Source organism: Pseudomonas sp. GW821-FHT05D12 (genome assembly GCF_059419825.1).
This window is the reverse complement of record NZ_JBWKSN010000004.1, coordinates 332287-347968: the sequence shown is the minus strand read 5'-3', so window position 1 is coordinate 347968 and position 15682 is coordinate 332287. Positions and strand designations below refer to the sequence as shown.

The window sequence follows — 15682 nt, the reverse complement described above, 5'->3', positions numbered from 1 at the left end:
GCTTACTTCTCCTTGGTTTCAGTACTGTTCGATGTCGCCAGTTGGGCCACGTTCCATCCGCCGCCCAGGGCCTTGATCAGGCCCACATTAGCGCTCAATTGCTGGGTTTGCAGTTGCAATACACTGCGCTTGGCGTCCAGCGCCGCCACCTGGGCGGTCACCACGTCCAGATAGGCCACCGCGCCCTGGCGATAACGCGAGGTGGACAGGTCCTCGGCGTATTGCGCCGCAGCGGCAGCATCACGTTGATCCTCCAGGGCAGCGCCCAGGCCGGCGAGCTGCGACAGGTTGTCTTCGACCTGCTCGAACGCCGCCAACACCACGCCGCGGTATTTGGCCGCCGCTTCATCGGTGGCAGCCTTGGCAATGTCCACCTGCGCCTGGCGCGCGCCGCCGTCGAACAGCGTGCCCACCAGCGACGGGCCAATCGCCCAGAACAGGTTCGGCGCACTCAGCAGGCGGGCAAACTCATCACTTTGATAACCGCCCTGCGCGCTCAGGGTGATCTGCGGAAACCACGCGGCCTTGGCCACGCCGATACGCGCATTGGCGGCCGCGATCCGGCGCTCGGCAGCGGCGATATCCGGGCGCCGTTGCAACAGGCTGGACGGCACGCCGGTCGGCACCGTCGGCAAGGCTATCGGCGCGACATTCACCGCCACGCTATAGGTCGACGCCGACTCGCCGAGCATCGCCGCGATCGAATGCTCGAGCAGCGCGCGCTGCACCTGGCTCTGGCTCAACTGCGACTTGACCGTCGACAGCTGCGTGCGCGCCCGCGCCACATCCAGCCCGGAGACGATACCGCCGCCGTGCAGGCCTTCGGTCAGGCTCAAGGCCTTGGCGTAGGCGTCGCGGCTCTGCGCCAGCAGTTGGTTCTGCCAGTCGATGCCGCGCAGGCGCAGGTAACTGTCGGCCAGTTGCGCCTGCAGGCTCAGGCGCACCGAGGCGAGGTCGGCCTTGGCCGCTTCGGAATCGCTGGTGCCGGCGGCAACGGTGTCGCGCACGCGGCCCCACAAGTCGACTTCATAGTCGACCTCCAGGCCCAGGGTCGCGGAGTTGTAAATATCCGGCGAGGTCGCCGAGCGCAGCGGCTTGGTGTCCGACTGGCGAATGCGCTGGCCGTTGCCAATCGCCGACACCGTCGGGAACAGCCCCGAGCGCGCCTGGGCCACATAGCCCTGCGCTTGCTGATAGTGCGCCAGCGCCGCGCTGAGGTCCGGATTATTGCGCAGCAACTGTTGCTCCATCGTCTCCAGCTGCGGGTCGTTGTAGAGGCGCCACCAGCCGTCACGGTTGGCCTGGTCGTCGGGGCTGGCGACGGTCCATGGGCCTTGGGTGCGGAACTGCGCCGCCACCGGCGTGGGCGGCACCTTGAGTGGTGGTGCGAGGGAACAGGCGCCCAGGCCCAGGCAGGCGGCCAGGGCCAGCAACGTAGGCTTAGCCATGGGGTTTGACCTCGACCGGCGCGGCGGCCAATTGCACCGCATCATCATCGGCAAGGCCATCCGGCGGCGTGTCGATCACGCGGTCGGCGGCTTGCAGGCCACTGGCGATTTCCACGCTGTCGCCAAAGTCGCGGGCGATGCTCACGGTCTTGAAACGCACGTGGTCCCGCGCATCCAGGGTCGCGACGCGCATGCCCTTGTCATCGAACACCAACGCGCTGGACGGCACGCGCACCACGTCGGCCTGCACCGGCAGGTCGAACTGCACGCTGGTGTAGCCGCCGGGCAAGAGCCGTCCACCGGGGTTGTCGACCAGCAACTGCACAAGGGTGCTGCCGGACGCCGCGTTCACCGCATCGGCGGTGGCGATCACCTTGCCGGTGAAGGTTTCGCCACGGTATTCCGGCACGCTCAAGCGCGCAGTGGTGCCTTCGCGGATCTGCGGTGAGAAGGTCTGCGGCACTTGCACGTAGACGCGCAGGCGGCTGACATCGGCCACCGCGAACAGCTCCTTGCCGGCCGTGCCGCCGGCGCTGATCAACGCGCCGACATCCGTGCTGCGCGCGGTGACCACCCCGGCAAAGGGTGCCACCAGGCGCTGGAAGCCCTTGGTCGCGACCAATTGGTCGACGTTCGCCTTGGCCGCCGCCACCTTGGCCTGCTTGGCGGCCAGGTCACCGGTGCGCTCATCGACGTCCTGGCGCGACACCGAGTCGGTCGACAGCATGGCCTGCCAGCGCTTGGCGGTGGTCTGGGCCAGGTTCGCATCGGCCTGGGCCGACGCCAGCGTGGCGCGGGCCTGCAGCAACTGCTGGTCGAGTTCGGGGGTGTCGATTTCAGCGAGCACCTGCCCGGCCTTGACGCGAGTACCGATGTCGACGTTCCAGGATTTCAGGTAGCCATTGACCCGCGCAAAGATCGACGCGCGCGAATATGCCTCCATGCGCCCCGGCAGATTGAGCACCGGGCCCTGGGCGATGACCACCGGTTTGATCAGGGTCACGCTGGGCAAGGCCTGGGCGTCGGTCCAGGTCTTGAGGTCCCGCGACTCACTGGCGCGCACGCCGATGCCGACCCCAACGATAAGCACCACGACCACCCCGCCCACGATCAGCCACAGCAGGCCACGGGAAGACTTTGGTTTGGAAAGAGCAACGGACATGTCAAACCCCTTGGGTAACGGTGGTCGCAACCCGGGCGTGCTGGCGACGCCCGTGGACCAGACTGAAAATCAGCGGAACCAGAATCAACGTGGCGACGGTGGCAAACGCCAGGCCACCGATCACCGCACGGCCCAGCGGCGCGTTCTGCTCGCCGCCCTCGCCCAGGCCCAGGGCCATCGGCGCCATGCCGATGATCATCGAGATGGCGGTCATCAGCACCGGGCGCAGACGGGTGAAGCCGGCCTCCAAGGCGGCCTGTACCGCATCGCCGTGCACCGCCAGGCGTTCACGGCAGAAGCTCACCACCAGGATGGCGTTGGCAGTGGCCACGCCCATGCACATGATCGCCCCCGTCAGCGCCGGCACCGACAGCGGCGTGTGCGTCACGAACAGCATCCACACGATGCCCGCCAGCGCCGCCGGCAACGCGGTGATGATCACAAACGGATCGGCCCAGGACTGGAAGTTGACCACGATCAGCAGGTAGATCAGCACCACCGCGCCGAGCAGCCCGAACAGCAAGCCGCTGAACGCCGCGTTCATGGTCTGCACCTGGCCCTGCAGGATCACTTTCGAGCCGGTCGGCACCTCACCGGCGTGGGCTGCAATGATCTTCTGGATATCCGCCGCGACGCCCCCCAGGTCACGGTCCTGGATCGCCGTGAGCACCTCGACCACCGGCTGGATATCCGACTGGGTGAACACCGAGTTGCCGTGGCTGCGCTGGATGTTCGCCAGGCCGCCAAGGGTCTGGTCGGTGGCCGCGCCGGCGCTGCCGCTCAACGGCAGGTTGTGCAGTGCTGCCAGGGTGTCGAGGCTGTATTGCGGGGTCTGCATGACGATCGGATAGGAAATCCCGTTGGCCGGGTTCAACCAGAATGTCGGCGCCACCTGGCTGGAACCAGCGAGGTTGACCACCAGGCTGTTGGTCACATCGCGCTCGGTCAGCCCGACCAACTGCGCGCGAGTGCGGTCGACGTCGATATTGAAAGTCGGCAATTGCCGCGACTGCTGGATGCGCGCATCCACTACACCGGGCACCCGGCGAATATCGCGCAGCAAGGCACTCGCATAGGTGAAGTTGCCCGCAAGGTTATTGCCGGTGATCTGCAGGTCGATAGGCGCCGACGAGCCGAAGTTGAGGATCTGCCCGACGATGTCCGAGGCCGGGAACGAGAACACCGCGCTGGGGAATTCCCGTGGCAGGGTTTCGCGCAGTTCGCGCATGTATTCGGCGGTCGGGCGGTGGTCTTCGTTGAGGCTGATCTGGATATCGCTGTCCTGGGAACCCACGGTGCCGGTGTTGTTGTACACCACGTTGATGCCGCTGATGGACAGGCCGATATTGTCGACCAGGGCCTTGAGTTCGGAGGCGGGAATCTTGCGCCGGATCGCGTTTTCGATATCGGCGATCAGGCGCGCATTGCTTTCCACCCGCGTGCCGACCGGCGCCCGCACATGCAGCAGGATCAGCCCGGAATCGACCTCGGGGAAGAAGTTGCGCCCAAGGAACGGCACCAGCGCGAACGACACCGCGACAAACGCCAGCAGGCCGATCACCACCGTGCGGCGATGGTGCAAGGCGGTGTCGAGGACACCGTGGTAACGCTCGCGAAACGCTTCGAAACGCCGTTCGAAACCGCGCTGGAAATTCACCAGCGGATTGCGTGACGGCGCAGGCCCGGCTTCGCCATGCACATGCGGCTTGAGCAGGTAGTTGGCGAGGGTCGGCACAAGGGTTCGCGACAGGATGAACGAGGCAATCATGGCGAAGATCACCGCTTCGGCCATCGGCACAAACAGGAAGCGCGCCACGCCGTCGAGAAAGAACATCGGCACGAACACGATGCAGATACACAACAGCGACACGAACGCCGGGGTGACGATCTGCGCGGCGCCGTCGAGAATCGCGGCCTCCACCGGCTTGCCCTGCTCCAGGTGCCAGTTGATGTTCTCGATGGTCACCGTGGCGTCGTCCACCAGGATCCCCACCGCCAGCGCCAGGCCACCCAGGGTCATGATATTCAGGGTTTCGCCGAGGGCCGAGAGCGTGGCGATCGAGGCCAGGATCGCCAGCGGGATCGAGGTGGCGATGATCACCGTCGAGCGCCAGCTGCCGAGAAACAACAGGATCATCAGGCTGGTCAACGCCGCCGCGATCAGGCCTTCACGCGCCACGCCGCTGATGGCCGAGCGCACGAACAGCGACTGGTCGCCGATCAGGTCGATATTCAGGTTGGGCGGCAAGGCGGCCTTGTTGTCGGCGAGTTTTTCCTTGATCCCGGCGACCACGCCCAGGGTCGACGCCGAACCGGTCTTGAGCACCGGCAGCAGCACCGAGCGGTTGCCGTTGACGTGCACGATGTTGGTTTGCGGCGGGTTGCCGTCGCGCACGGTGGCCACGTCGCGGATCAACACCGTGGTGCCGTCGGCGGTCTTGATCGGCAGGTTTTCCAGGTCATGGAAATCCGACGGGGCGTTATTCAGTTGCAGGTTGAACTCGTAGCTGCCGATCTTCTGCGTGCCCACCGGGGTGATCAGGTTCTGCGTGGCCAGGGCCGTGGCGACATCCTGCGCCGACAGGCCACGGGCTTGCATGCGCGCCGAATCGAGGTCGATCTGCACCTGGCGACTCTTGCCGCCGAACGGGTATGGCAAGGCTGCACCGGGCACGCTGGTGAGCATCAGGCGCACCTGGTTGAGGCCGATATCCCCGAGGCGCTGCTCGCTCAGGCCGGGGCCCGACAGCGCCAGTTGCACGATAGGCACGGTAGAGGCGCTGTAGTTGAGCACCAGCGGCGGTACGGTACTGGGCGGCAGTTGGCGCAGGATCGCCTGGGACACCGACGTTACTTGGGCGTTGGCGGTGCTGATGTTGACGCCCGGCTGGAAGAAGATCTTGACGATCCCGTAGCCGTTCATCGACTGCGCCTCGATATGGCGGATGTCGTTCACGGTGGTGGTCAGCACCCGCTCGAACGGCGAGGTGATGCGCCCCGCCATCTGGTCGGGCGGCAGACCGGTGTACTGCCAGATTACCGCGATCACCGGGATGCGGATCTCCGGGAAGATATCCGTGGGCGTGCGCCAGGCCGCGAGCGGGCCGATGATCAGGATGAAAATAGCCAATACCAGGAAGGTATAGGGGCGCCGCAATGCGATGCGCACGAGGCTCAGCATAGAAGGTGATCCGGACAGGGGGTTGGATGAGCCAGCAGGCGTTGCCATGCCGTTTTCCCGCCTCGCCCCATGTGGATCCTGGGGAGTTTGCAGCGACATCCAAGTCACAAAGAGGCATACGCCACAATATCGAATTTAGTGGCGTACGCAACTAATTTGTTTCAAGCTGTCTCAGTATTCATCTAAAGGGCATCTCCGGTCTGAAAGGCCTTGTCCTGAGAGGTCTGGCAGGCATAATCGCCAGCGTCGAGTTTTGTATCAGAGAGTATCCGCCCTTGAAATCCGCCAAGCCTTGCACAGACAACCCCAGTGCCTGCGTAAACGGTGCCGTGCGCCGCACCTCGCGGCGCCTGGGCCAGATCTATGACGAGGCCTACGCGCCCTGCGGGTTGAAAGCCACCCAGTACGCGGTGCTCAACCATATCGCCAAGGCCGGCACGCCGAAGATGGGCGAGCTGGCGCAAACCCTGGTAATGGACCTCTCGGCACTCGGCCACACACTCAAGCCGCTGGTACGCGATGGGTTGGTAGAGTTGCGCGTGGACGAACTCGACCGCCGCACGCGGCGCGTGCTGCTGACCGAGCAAGGCGTGCAGACCCATGCGGCCGCCAAGCGCATTTCGAACAAAATGGCCGAGCGCTTTGACCTCGCCTTCGGCCGTGAAGCCGCGGCCCAGCTGCGCCAGACCCTGGACCTGATTGCCTCTGACGCGTTTGCCCAGGCCTTGCTGGCCCAGGCAGACGACTGACGCCCACCCGGCCTAGACGTGCAGCGCCACACCTGCGGCGCCGGCGTGCCCCGGCACCTGTACCCGCAGCGCGATCAACCCGGCCGCCACCACCATCAGCACGCCGCCGGCGATAAACACCCCGTTGATCCCGCTGAGACTGAACATCACCCCTCCCCCTGCCGCCCCGGCGGCAATCGCCGATTGCACCGATGCCACCACCATGCCGCCGGCGCTTTCGGCCTGATCCGGCACGGCGCGGGCCACCCAGTTCGACCACGCGACCGGCACGCCACCAAACGCCATGCCCCACAGCGCCAGCAGCAGCGCCTGCCCCGGCAGTGACGCCGGCAGCAGCACCAGCGCCAGCGCGGCCACGCCCACCAGCAAGGGCATCAGCACCAGGGTGGTACGGGGATGGCGCACCAGCAGCCAACCGGCCAGTAACGTGCCGGCAAAGTTCGCCACGCCGAACCCGAGCAGCATCAGCGCCAGCCCTTCGCTGCCAACCCCGGTAGTGCTTTCCAGGAACGGCCGGATATAGGTGAAGAGCGCGAAATGCGCGGTGTGTACCAGCACGCAGCCGAACATGCCGATGGCGATACCCGGACGCAGCAGCACCTCCAGCACGGTGCGCAGGCGCGCAGTGCCAGTCGGCGCCAGGCGCGGCAACGTCAACAGTTGGAAGGCCAGCGTCACTCCCCCCACCGCCGCTGCGGCGAGAAACGCACTGCGCCAACCGTAGAGACCGCCGAGGTAGCTGCCCAGCGGCACGGCAACCACGGTGCCCAGCGCAATGCCACTGAATATGATCGACAGCGCACGCGCCAACAGCGCCGCCGGCACCAGCCGCATCGCGACGGCCGCGGCCATGCTCCAGAAACCTCCAAGGGCAATGCCGAGCAGCACGCGCATCACCAGCAGCACCCACAGGCTGGACGAGCACGCCACCAGCAGGTTGGACGCGATCATCAGCGTGGAAAACCCCAGCAGCACCACGCGTCGGTCGATGCCACGGGTCAGGCCTGGCACCAGCAGGCCGGCGAACAACGCCACCACCGCCGTCACCGTCACTGCCTGCCCGGCCAGGGCCTCGGACACGCCAAGGTCCAGCGCCATCGGCGTCAGCAGGCTGGCGGGCAGGTATTCGGCGGTCAACAGGCCGAACACCCCCATCGCCAGGGAAAACACTGCCATCCACGCCGGGGTGGCCGGCTCGGCCCTGCTGTCGACAGGGGCATGGGACACACATTCGTTCATCACAGACATCCTCAGGCTATTAGCGTGGCGGCCAGTCTAGGTGTGGCCCTCAGGATGATCTATGATGCAAACCCTTGAGTTTTTGATCGAAACCCCGAACATGACCGCCCAGAACGCTTTTGACGTGTCCTCCGAGCTGATCAATGAACTGCTGCGCAGCATGCGCCTCAGCGGCGTGCAGTACCGACGCATCCAGGCCGGGCCGGTGTTCGGGGTGAGCTTTGCGGCCAAGCCCGGGCATGCGTATTTCCACTTTCTCGCCGCCGGGTGCGCCACCTTGCGCCTGGAAGACGGCAGCCTCTACGAGCTGTCGGCGGGCAATGCCGTGTTTATCGCCCACGGTGGCGCACACGCGCTGGTCTCCAGCCCGCAGGCTTGCGTGCAGGACATCACCGACTTCGACGCCGCGCCGCTGGGCGATAGCGTCTGCGCGGTGAATGCCTCGCCCGAGACGCCCTCCTGCACCCTGTTGTTCAGCGCCTGCATGGCGTTCGAACTCGACAGCCTGCAAGGCCTCGGCAGCCTGATGCCGGCCTTGATGCTGATCGACGCCGGCGGCCAGCGTTACCCTGGCCTGATGCCGATCCTGGCGGTGATGGAGCGCGAAGTCTCCAGCGCGCGTATCGGTTACGCGGGGATTCTCGCGCGCCTGGCCGATGTGGTAGCGGCAATGATCGTGCGCGGCTGGGTCGAATGTGCCTGCGGCAATGCCTCGGGGCTGGTGGCTGCGTTGCGTGACCCGCGCCTGGCTGGCGCCCTGCTCGCCCTGCACCAGCAACCGGGGCGTGACTGGAGCGTGGCCGAGTTGGCGGCGCATTGTCATACCTCGCGCTCGGTGTTTGCCGATCGGTTCCAGGCCACCCTCGGCATCCCGCCGCTGCGCTACGTGACCGAGTTGCGCATGCGCCTGGCGGCCCAATGGTTGACCCTGGAGCGCTTACCCATCGAAGCCGTCGCGTTGCGGCTCGGCTACACCTCCCAGGCGGCGTTCAGCCGCGCCTATAAACGCATCACCGGGCAACCGCCCGGCGCCAGCCGCCAAGGCTTGCGGAGCCCGGCATGAACGAGCGGCTCGAAGACATTCTCGCCGACCACCTGGACGTGGTGTTCTGCGGCATAAACCCCGGCAAAGGCTCCGCCGCCCTCGGCCTGCACTTTGCCAACCGCAGCAACCGCTTCTGGCGCACCTTGCACCTGGCCGGTTTCACCCCGCATGAAATCCGCCCCGAAGACGGCCCCACGCTGCTGCACTACCGCTGCGGCCTGACCACCGTGGTCGAGCGTCCCACCGCCAGTGCAGGCGAGCTGGCCCGGCATGAATTCACCGATGCGGCGGCGGCCTTCGAAGAAAAAATCCGCCGATATGCGCCACGTGTCGTCGCCTTCCTCGGCAAGGCCGGCTACAGCGCCTCGTCCGCTCAGCGCGAGATTGCCTGGGGGTTGCAGCCGCAGCTGCTGGGCGGAGCGTCGGTGTGGGTGTTGCCCAACCCGAGTGGGCGCAACCTGGCGTTCAGCCTGGAGCAGTTGGTGCAGGCGTATCAGCAATTGCGCAGGGCAAGCGATTGCCCTTAATCTCTTCGGCCCATCACCCTGGTAGCAATGGAGGCTCAATGAAACTGATCGGCATGCTGGACTCGCCCTACGTTCGCCGCGTGGCCATTTCCCTGGAGTTGTACGGAATCGACTTCGTGCATGAATCGTTGTCGGTGTTCCGCACCTTCGACGAGTTTGCGCAGGTCAACCCGGTGGTCAAGGCCCCTACGCTGGTGCTGGACGACGGCACGGTGTTGATGGACTCCAACCTGATCCTCGATTACCTGGAAGCGCTGGCCCCGGCCGGGAAAAAGCTGCTGCCCGAGCAGCCCACGGCACTCGCCCGGGACTTGCATGCGCTGGGCCTGGCGCTGGCGGCCTGCGAGAAAAGCGTACAGATCGTCTACGAACACAACCTGCGGCCAGCCGAGAAGCTGCATGCCCCCTGGCTTGAGCGCATCAGCGGCCAATTGCTCGCCGCCTATTCGCTGCTCGACAAGCACTTGGCCGATAACGACAGTGAAGCACTGACCCAGGCCTCGCTGACGGCGGCAGTGGCCTGGTCTTTCAGCCAGCTCACCGTGGCGTCGGTGGTGAAGGCGGAGGCCTTTCCCCATGTGCGACGTCACGCCGAGCGGCTGGAACAGCATCCCGCCTTCAAGCAATACCCGATCGAGTAAGCCCTCCGGGGCCTGGCATCAGACCCAGCCGCCGTCGACGATGAAGTTCTGCGCCGAGCACATCGCCGACGCGTCCGAGGCCAGGAACAACGCCATGTTGGCGATATGCCCCGGCAGCACGCTGCCCGGCAGGCACTGGCTGCGACTGATCAGGTCCCTGGCCGCATCGTCCACCCACATCGCCAGCTGCTTTTCGGTCATCACCCAGCCGGGCACCAACGTGTTGACGCGAATCCGGCTCGGCCCCAGCTCGCGCGCCAGGGCGCGGGTCATGCCATGCGCGGCGGCCTTGCTGGCGGCGTACACCGGGTAGCCGGCCGAGGCCATCATCCAGCCGACCGAACCGAGGTTGATGATCGACCCGAAACCTGCGGCTTTCATCATCGGCACCACGGCCTTGGCGGCGAAAAAGGCGTGTTTGAGGTTGACGGAAATCAGTTTGTCGAAGGTATCCGAATCGACCTCCTCCAGGGTGTGACGCACGTCATTCGCCGCGTTGTTCACCAGCACGGTGATCGGCCCCAGCGAGTGCTCGAAACGCGCGATGGCCGCCTTGTAGGCGATCTCGTCGGTGATATCGCAATGGCCGAATTCGACGCTGTGCCCCTGTGAAACGAGCAGCGCCGCCAGGCGCTCGCCCTGGCTCTGGGCGCGGTCGACAAACCCGACCCGGGCGCCCTGCGCAGCGAAGGCGCGCACCATGGACTCGCCAATCCCCGAAGCCCCTCCGGAGATCAGAACGACCTTGTCCCTGAGGTCGGGATAAACAGCCTGCTGGATACTCATATCGCGTTCGCCTCGCCTAATTAGTCTTATTTTATTTTGCAAATACGTAGTTAAAGGCTATAAATCTGCTGTCTCCACCACGAAATATCGCACATTAGTAGAACTATTCCTACAAAACAACAAAAGGAAGTTCGACCATGAAGCACCCTCGATACCTGCTCTCGGGCCTCGCCATGTCCCTGCTGGTTGCCAGCGGTGGCGCCCAGGCCGCAGGGCTCAGCAGCGAACATAAACCCTTCGGCAAAACCAACGACGGCACCGCCGTCGAACAGTACATCCTGCGCAACAGCCACGGCATGCAGGCCACGGTGATCACCTACGGCGGCGTGCTGCAGTCGCTGAAAGTGCCGGACAAACACGGCAAGGTCGAAGACGTGGTGCTCGGCTTCGACAGCGTCCAGGGCTACCAGGCCGGCACGGCGTTTTTCGGCGCGACCATCGGGCGCTTCGGCAACCGCCTGGCCGGGGGCACCTTTGAACTCGACGGCACGCGTTACCAGGTGCCGCTCAACGATGGTCCCAACTCGCTGCACGGCGGTGCCCAGGGTTTCGACAAGCACGTGTGGAAGGCCGAGCCGGTCAACGACAAGGGCTCTGTCGGGGTGAAGCTGAGCTACCTGTCCAAGGACGGTGAAATGGGCTTTCCCGGCAACCTGAAAACCGAGGTCACCTACCGCCTCAACGACAACAACGAGCTGCACATCGACTACCAGGCCACCACCGACAAACCCACGGTGCTCAACCTGACCAACCACAGCTACTTCAACCTGGCCGGCGCCGGCAACGGTGACATCCTCAAGCACGTCGCCACCTTGCATGCCAGCCACTACACGCCCGTCAATGCCACCTTGATCCCCACCGGCGAACTGGCACCGGTCAAAGGCACGCCGATGGACTTCCTGAAACCCACGCCGATCGGCCAGCACCTCAAGGACGATCACCCGCAGCTCAAGTTCGCCGAGCCAAAGCAAGGCGGGTTTGATTTCAACTGGGCGCTGGATACCCGGGGCGACATCAAACAGCTGGCGGCCGACGTGCATGACCCGGCGTCGGGTCGGCGTCTGCAGCTGTACACCACCGAGCCCGGCGTGCAGTTCTATACCAGCAATTTCCTGGATGGGACGGTGAAGGGCAAAGCGGGCAAGACCTACGCGCACTGGAGCGGTTTCACCCTGGAAACCCAGCACTTTCCCGATGCGCCGAACCAGCCGGGCTTTGCCTCGACGCGCCTGGACCCGGGGCAAACCTACACCCAGCACACCGTGTTCAAATTCTCCGCCGATTAACCGCAGCGAGCGGGCCGGCTCGCGAAAGCGTGGTGTCAGTCACCCACGCCTTCGCAAGCCAGCCCGCTGCCATTTTTGATCGTCACACGGTGCCGCCCAGCCTCAGTTCCACAAGCCGATTTTTTCCAGCTCCTGCTTGAAGTTCTCGCGGGTGATCAGGGTCACCTCGTCCATCGCGGTGTACTTCGGCGGCTCGGTGCCTTTGGTCACCCACTCGTACATCATCAGCGCAGTGTTGTAGCCCTCAATGTGCGGGCTGGGCAGCATCGAGCCGAAGAAACCGCTCTCGGCTTTCTTCAGTTCGCCGATGGCGTCGGTGCCATTGATGCCGATGCCGATCACGTTGGCGGCCTTGAAGCCAGCGCTTTCGGTGGCGCGCACGCCGCCGAGCACGGTGTTGTCGTTCATGCCGCCGATGATCAGGTTTTTCGCGCCGCCGGGCAGCTTGACCAGGGCCGAGTTGGTGGCGTCCATGCTGCCTGGGACGTCGAGGGTCTTGGCGGCGGTGAACAGGATGTGATCCTTGGGCATGCCGGCATCTTCAAGAGACTTGACCGAGCCGTCGGTGCGCTTCTTGCCGGTGTCGAGTTCATTGAAGGTGTTGATCACCGCATAGGTGTCCTTCCAGTCCCAGCCGCGTTTTTTCGCCTCGGCGGCCATGGCCGCGCCCTGCTTCTGGCCGACTTCGAAGGCCGCCATGCCGAGGTACGGCACGTCCTCCATGAAGTTGCCCTTGGCATCGACAAAGCGGTCATCCACGGCAATCACTTTCAGGCCATTGGCCTTGGCCTTGGCGACGATGGCCGGGCCCAGTGATACGTCCGGCGGGCAGATGACAAAGCCCTTGGCGCCGTTGGCCGCCAGGCTGTCGATGGCCGAGAGGGTCTTCTCGCCATCGGGGACGGCGATCTTGATCACGGTGAAGCCGTGTTCCTTGCCGGCTTTTTCGGCGAAGGCCCATTCGGTCTGGAACCACGGCTCTTCAGCCTGCTTGACCAGAAAACCGATCTTCACCTCTTCAGCGGCCAGCAACAGCCCGCTCAAGCTCAGGGCCGAGACCGCCACAGCGGCGCAGCACAGGGAACGCAAACCACGACGACGATTCATACGGTGACTCCTTGTTGTTGTTTTTGAATGTCTGGGGTTAACCGGCAAAGCGGTGACAGGGCTTGCCTGGCACGTCGACCTCGATGGCGAGTACCGCGCCATCGAGGGGATGATCCAAGGGGCTGGCGGCGCTGGTGATGTACAGCGTGGTCAGGTCCGGGCCACCGAACACGCAACTGGTCGGGCGGCTGACGGGCAGCTCGATGACGCGGTCCACCTGCCCGTCCGGCGTCAGGCGCAGCAGGCAGCTGCCGTCCCAGCGGGCGTTCCAGAGATAGCCTTCGACGTCCATCGCCGAGCCATCCGGCCCACCGCGCGCGTGCGGGCCGAACCACACCTGGCCCGGGTCGAGTTGGCCATCGGCCTGGATCACGTGCCGGTACAGGGTGCCGTCCATGCTGTCGCCAAAATGCACCTGGCGACCGTCGTCGCTCCACAGCAAGGTGTTGGGAATACCCAGGCCGTGCAGCAGCGGCGTGACCTGCCCATCGGCGTCGATGCGAAACAGGCCACCGGAGCGACGGGTGATCGGCAGGTCTTCACCCTGCTCGCCGATATTGTTCTGCATGGTGCCCAGCCAGAGCCGGCCCTGGGCATCACAGCGCGCTTCATTGCCACGGTTGCCCGCCTGCGGGTCGGCCACACACAGCAGGGTCAGGGCCTCGGTGGCCAGGTCGAGGCGGTAGACCCCACTGCTCAAGGTCACCAGCGCATCGCCGCGTTCACACGGGATAAAGGCCGAGACATGCTCGGGCAACTGCCACACCTGCAACTGCCCGCCCATCAGGCGCAGGGCCTGTTTGCCGGCGATGTTGACCCAATACAGCGCCTGGGTCGGTGCATCCCAGAACGGCGCTTCGCCCAATTGCGCACGGTGCGCGGTCACTGCGCTCAACGACATGAAACCTCCTGATCAGGGTTTTACAGCGACTCGCGTGATGGCGTGCCATCCACCAAGCGCTGGATACGCAACGGGTTGGCGTTTTTCAACGCGTCGGGCAGCAGGCTATCAGGGTAATTCTGGAAGCACACCGGGCGCAGGAAACGCTCGATGGCCAAGGTGCCGACCGAGGTGCCCCGCGCGTCCGAAGTCGCCGGGTACGGACCGCCGTGCACCATCGAATCGCAGACTTCGACGCCGGTCGGGTAGCCGTTGAGCAGGATGCGGCCGACCTTCTGTTCCAGCAACGGCGTGAGTTCGGCGAACTGTTGCAGGTCGTGCGGCTCGCCAATGATCGTCGCGGTGAGCTGGCCGTGCAGGCCTTGCAGGGCGGCGCTGAGTTGGGCCTGGTCCGCGACTTCGACGAACACCGTGGTGGGGCCGAATACCTCTTCCTGCAGCACTTCGTCACCGTCAATCAGCAGGCGCACATCAGCCTTGAACAACTGCGGCTGGGCCTGATTGCCCGCCTGGGCACTGCCGGCCAGGTGCTGAATGCCGGGGTGCGCCAGGAGCTTGGCCAGGCCGTTGCCGTAGCTGCTCAAGGTGCCGGCGTTGAGCATGGTTTGCGCCGGCTGAGCGTCGATCAACTGCGCGACCTGCTGGGTGAACGCGGTGAACGCGGGCGAAGCAATGCCAATCACCAGGCCCGGATTGGTGCAGAACTGGCCGCAGCCTTGCACCACCGAGGCGGTCAGGTCGCGAGCGATGCTGTCTGCCCTGGCGTGCAACGCCTGCGGCAGCACGATTACCGGGTTGATGCTCGACATCTCGGCAAACACCGGGATCGGCTGCGGGCGCGCGGCCGCCATATCGCACAAGGCGCGCCCGCCCTTGAGCGAGCCGGTAAAGCCCACCGCCTGGATTGCCGGGTGCTTGACCAGCGCTTCACCGACGCCGCCGCCGAAGATCATATTGAACACCCCCGCCGGCATCCCGGTGGCCTCGGCCGCCCGGAGGATGGCATCGGCGACGCGCTCGGCCGTCGCCATATGCCCGCTGTGGGCCTTGAACACCACCGGGCATCCCGCCGCCAAAGCCGCGGCGGTGTCACCGCCTGCGGTGGAAAACGCCAGGGGGAAATTGCTCGCGCCAAACACTGCCACGGGACCCAGGCCGATGCGGTACTGGCGCAAATCCGGGCGCGGCAAAGGTTGGCGCTGCGGCAAGGCCTTGTCGATACGCGCGCCGTAGAAATCGCCGCGACGCAGCACGGTGGCGAACAGGCGCATCTGCCCGCTGGTCCGCCCGCGTTCGCCGTTGATCCGCGCAGCGGGCAATGCCGTTTCACGGCACACCAGCGCCACAAAGTCATCGCCCAACGCGTCCAACTCGTCGGCCACCGCCTCCAGGAACTGCGCGCGGCGCGCGGCACTCAACCCACGGTACGCCGGGTAAGCGGCCGCAGCGGCCTTGGCGGCGGCGTCGACTTCCTGCGGCGTGGCCTGGTAGAAATCCTGCGGCAAGGCTTCGCCGGTGGTTGCATCCAGGCTTTGCAGCGTGATGCTGCCGAGGGCGCTGCGCTGGCCGCCGATGTAGTTGTGGCCGAGGAACAGGGTCATGAAACTCTC

At 65.2% G+C, this 15682-nt stretch carries 13 protein-coding genes; 5 read left to right on the top strand and 8 right to left on the bottom strand.

The genetic code is table 11. The features are described from left to right. Positions 1-2: 2 nt before the first annotated feature. From AC07SI_RS09590 to AC07SI_RS09580, 3 genes are read right to left on the bottom strand one after another with little or no spacing between them, the layout of a single operon-like run. Positions 3-1448: an efflux transporter outer membrane subunit gene (locus AC07SI_RS09590; RefSeq protein ID WP_083221434.1), complete on the bottom strand. Its 1446-nt coding sequence runs from the start codon at positions 1446-1448 to the stop codon at positions 3-5. Next, the gene (locus AC07SI_RS09585) at positions 1441-2610 is read right to left on the bottom strand and encodes an efflux RND transporter periplasmic adaptor subunit (RefSeq protein ID WP_495005610.1); all 1170 of its coding nucleotides are present in this window, start codon (positions 2608-2610) and stop codon (positions 1441-1443) included. Before AC07SI_RS09585 ends, AC07SI_RS09590 begins: the two co-directional genes overlap by 8 nt. Before the next feature lies 1 nt (position 2611). Further along, the gene (locus tag AC07SI_RS09580) at positions 2612-5791 is read right to left on the bottom strand and encodes an efflux RND transporter permease subunit (RefSeq protein ID WP_495005609.1); all 3180 of its coding nucleotides are present in this window, start codon (positions 5789-5791) and stop codon (positions 2612-2614) included. Positions 5792-6066: 275 nt separating this feature from the next. Here AC07SI_RS09580 and AC07SI_RS09575 point away from each other — a divergent pair, with 275 nt between their 5' ends. Next, positions 6067-6540, top strand: a complete 474-nt coding sequence (locus AC07SI_RS09575; protein ID WP_207200648.1) for a MarR family winged helix-turn-helix transcriptional regulator — start codon at positions 6067-6069, stop codon at positions 6538-6540. Between the two features lie 12 nt (positions 6541-6552). Here AC07SI_RS09575 and AC07SI_RS09570 read toward each other — a convergent pair whose 3' ends face one another. Continuing rightward, the gene (locus AC07SI_RS09570) at positions 6553-7779 is read right to left on the bottom strand and encodes an MFS transporter (protein ID WP_201144022.1); all 1227 of its coding nucleotides are present in this window, start codon (positions 7777-7779) and stop codon (positions 6553-6555) included. A gap of 64 nt (positions 7780-7843) precedes the next feature. On the opposite strand from AC07SI_RS09570, the gene AC07SI_RS09565 reads away from it, so the two are divergent. Genes AC07SI_RS09565 through AC07SI_RS09555 form a run of 3 tightly spaced genes read left to right on the top strand, consistent with a single transcriptional unit; the run spans position 7844 to position 9992 of the window. Next, positions 7844-8842: an AraC family transcriptional regulator gene (locus tag AC07SI_RS09565; protein WP_201146368.1), complete on the top strand. Its 999-nt coding sequence runs from the start codon at positions 7844-7846 to the stop codon at positions 8840-8842. Then, positions 8839-9351: a G/U mismatch-specific DNA glycosylase gene (gene mug / locus AC07SI_RS09560; protein WP_495005608.1), complete on the top strand. Its 513-nt coding sequence runs from the start codon at positions 8839-8841 to the stop codon at positions 9349-9351. Before AC07SI_RS09565 ends, mug begins: the two co-directional genes overlap by 4 nt. A gap of 38 nt (positions 9352-9389) precedes the next feature. Beyond that, positions 9390-9992, top strand: a complete 603-nt coding sequence (locus AC07SI_RS09555; RefSeq protein WP_065905816.1) for a glutathione S-transferase family protein — start codon at positions 9390-9392, stop codon at positions 9990-9992. Between the two features lie 18 nt (positions 9993-10010). On the opposite strand, the gene AC07SI_RS09550 is transcribed toward AC07SI_RS09555, so the two are convergent. After that, positions 10011-10778: an SDR family NAD(P)-dependent oxidoreductase gene (locus AC07SI_RS09550; protein ID WP_495005607.1), complete on the bottom strand. Its 768-nt coding sequence runs from the start codon at positions 10776-10778 to the stop codon at positions 10011-10013. Positions 10779-10915: 137 nt separating this feature from the next. Between AC07SI_RS09550 and AC07SI_RS09545 the strand changes: the two genes are divergently transcribed. Next, a complete protein-coding gene (locus AC07SI_RS09545) occupies positions 10916-12064 on the top strand; it encodes an aldose epimerase family protein (RefSeq protein WP_106804405.1) in 1149 nt (382 codons plus the stop codon). Positions 12065-12166: 102 nt separating this feature from the next. On the opposite strand, the gene AC07SI_RS09540 is transcribed toward AC07SI_RS09545, so the two are convergent. Genes AC07SI_RS09540 through AC07SI_RS09530 form a run of 3 tightly spaced genes read right to left on the bottom strand, consistent with a single transcriptional unit; the run spans position 12167 to position 15673 of the window. Next, positions 12167-13171 (bottom strand): substrate-binding domain-containing protein, encoded by a 1005-nt coding sequence (locus tag AC07SI_RS09540; RefSeq protein ID WP_065905809.1) that lies wholly within the window; start codon positions 13169-13171, stop codon positions 12167-12169. A 37-nt stretch (positions 13172-13208) separates the two neighbouring features. Then, positions 13209-14072 carry an SMP-30/gluconolactonase/LRE family protein gene (locus AC07SI_RS09535; RefSeq protein ID WP_495005606.1) on the bottom strand — a complete coding sequence of 288 codons (864 nt, stop codon included), beginning with the start codon at positions 14070-14072 and terminating at the stop codon, positions 13209-13211. Between the two features lie 20 nt (positions 14073-14092). Beyond that, a complete protein-coding gene (locus AC07SI_RS09530) occupies positions 14093-15673 on the bottom strand; it encodes an aldehyde dehydrogenase (NADP(+)) (protein WP_106804407.1) in 1581 nt (526 codons plus the stop codon). Positions 15674-15682: the final 9 nt, after the last annotated feature.

What these genes read in the sequence shown, in the direction of transcription:
- AC07SI_RS09590 (WP_083221434.1), bottom strand. Translation starts at nt 1,448, where the DNA reads ATGGCTAAGCCTACGTTGCTGGCCCTGGCCGCCTGCCTGGGCCTGGGC.
- AC07SI_RS09550 (WP_495005607.1), bottom strand. Translation starts at nt 10,778, where the DNA reads ATGAGTATCCAGCAGGCTGTTTATCCCGACCTCAGGGACAAGGTCGTT.
- AC07SI_RS09580 (WP_495005609.1), bottom strand. Translation starts at nt 5,791, where the DNA reads ATGCTGAGCCTCGTGCGCATCGCATTGCGGCGCCCCTATACCTTCCTG.
- AC07SI_RS09535 (WP_495005606.1), bottom strand. Translation starts at nt 14,072, where the DNA reads ATGTCGTTGAGCGCAGTGACCGCGCACCGTGCGCAATTGGGCGAAGCG.
- AC07SI_RS09565 (WP_201146368.1), top strand. Translation starts at nt 7,844, where the DNA reads ATGCAAACCCTTGAGTTTTTGATCGAAACCCCGAACATGACCGCCCAG.
- AC07SI_RS09585 (WP_495005610.1), bottom strand. Translation starts at nt 2,610, where the DNA reads ATGTCCGTTGCTCTTTCCAAACCAAAGTCTTCCCGTGGCCTGCTGTGG.
- AC07SI_RS09530 (WP_106804407.1), bottom strand. Translation starts at nt 15,673, where the DNA reads ATGACCCTGTTCCTCGGCCACAACTACATCGGCGGCCAGCGCAGCGCC.
- AC07SI_RS09540 (WP_065905809.1), bottom strand. Translation starts at nt 13,171, where the DNA reads ATGAATCGTCGTCGTGGTTTGCGTTCCCTGTGCTGCGCCGCTGTGGCG.
- AC07SI_RS09555 (WP_065905816.1), top strand. Translation starts at nt 9,390, where the DNA reads ATGAAACTGATCGGCATGCTGGACTCGCCCTACGTTCGCCGCGTGGCC.
- mug (WP_495005608.1), top strand. Translation starts at nt 8,839, where the DNA reads ATGAACGAGCGGCTCGAAGACATTCTCGCCGACCACCTGGACGTGGTG.
- AC07SI_RS09545 (WP_106804405.1), top strand. Translation starts at nt 10,916, where the DNA reads ATGAAGCACCCTCGATACCTGCTCTCGGGCCTCGCCATGTCCCTGCTG.
- AC07SI_RS09570 (WP_201144022.1), bottom strand. Translation starts at nt 7,779, where the DNA reads ATGAACGAATGTGTGTCCCATGCCCCTGTCGACAGCAGGGCCGAGCCG.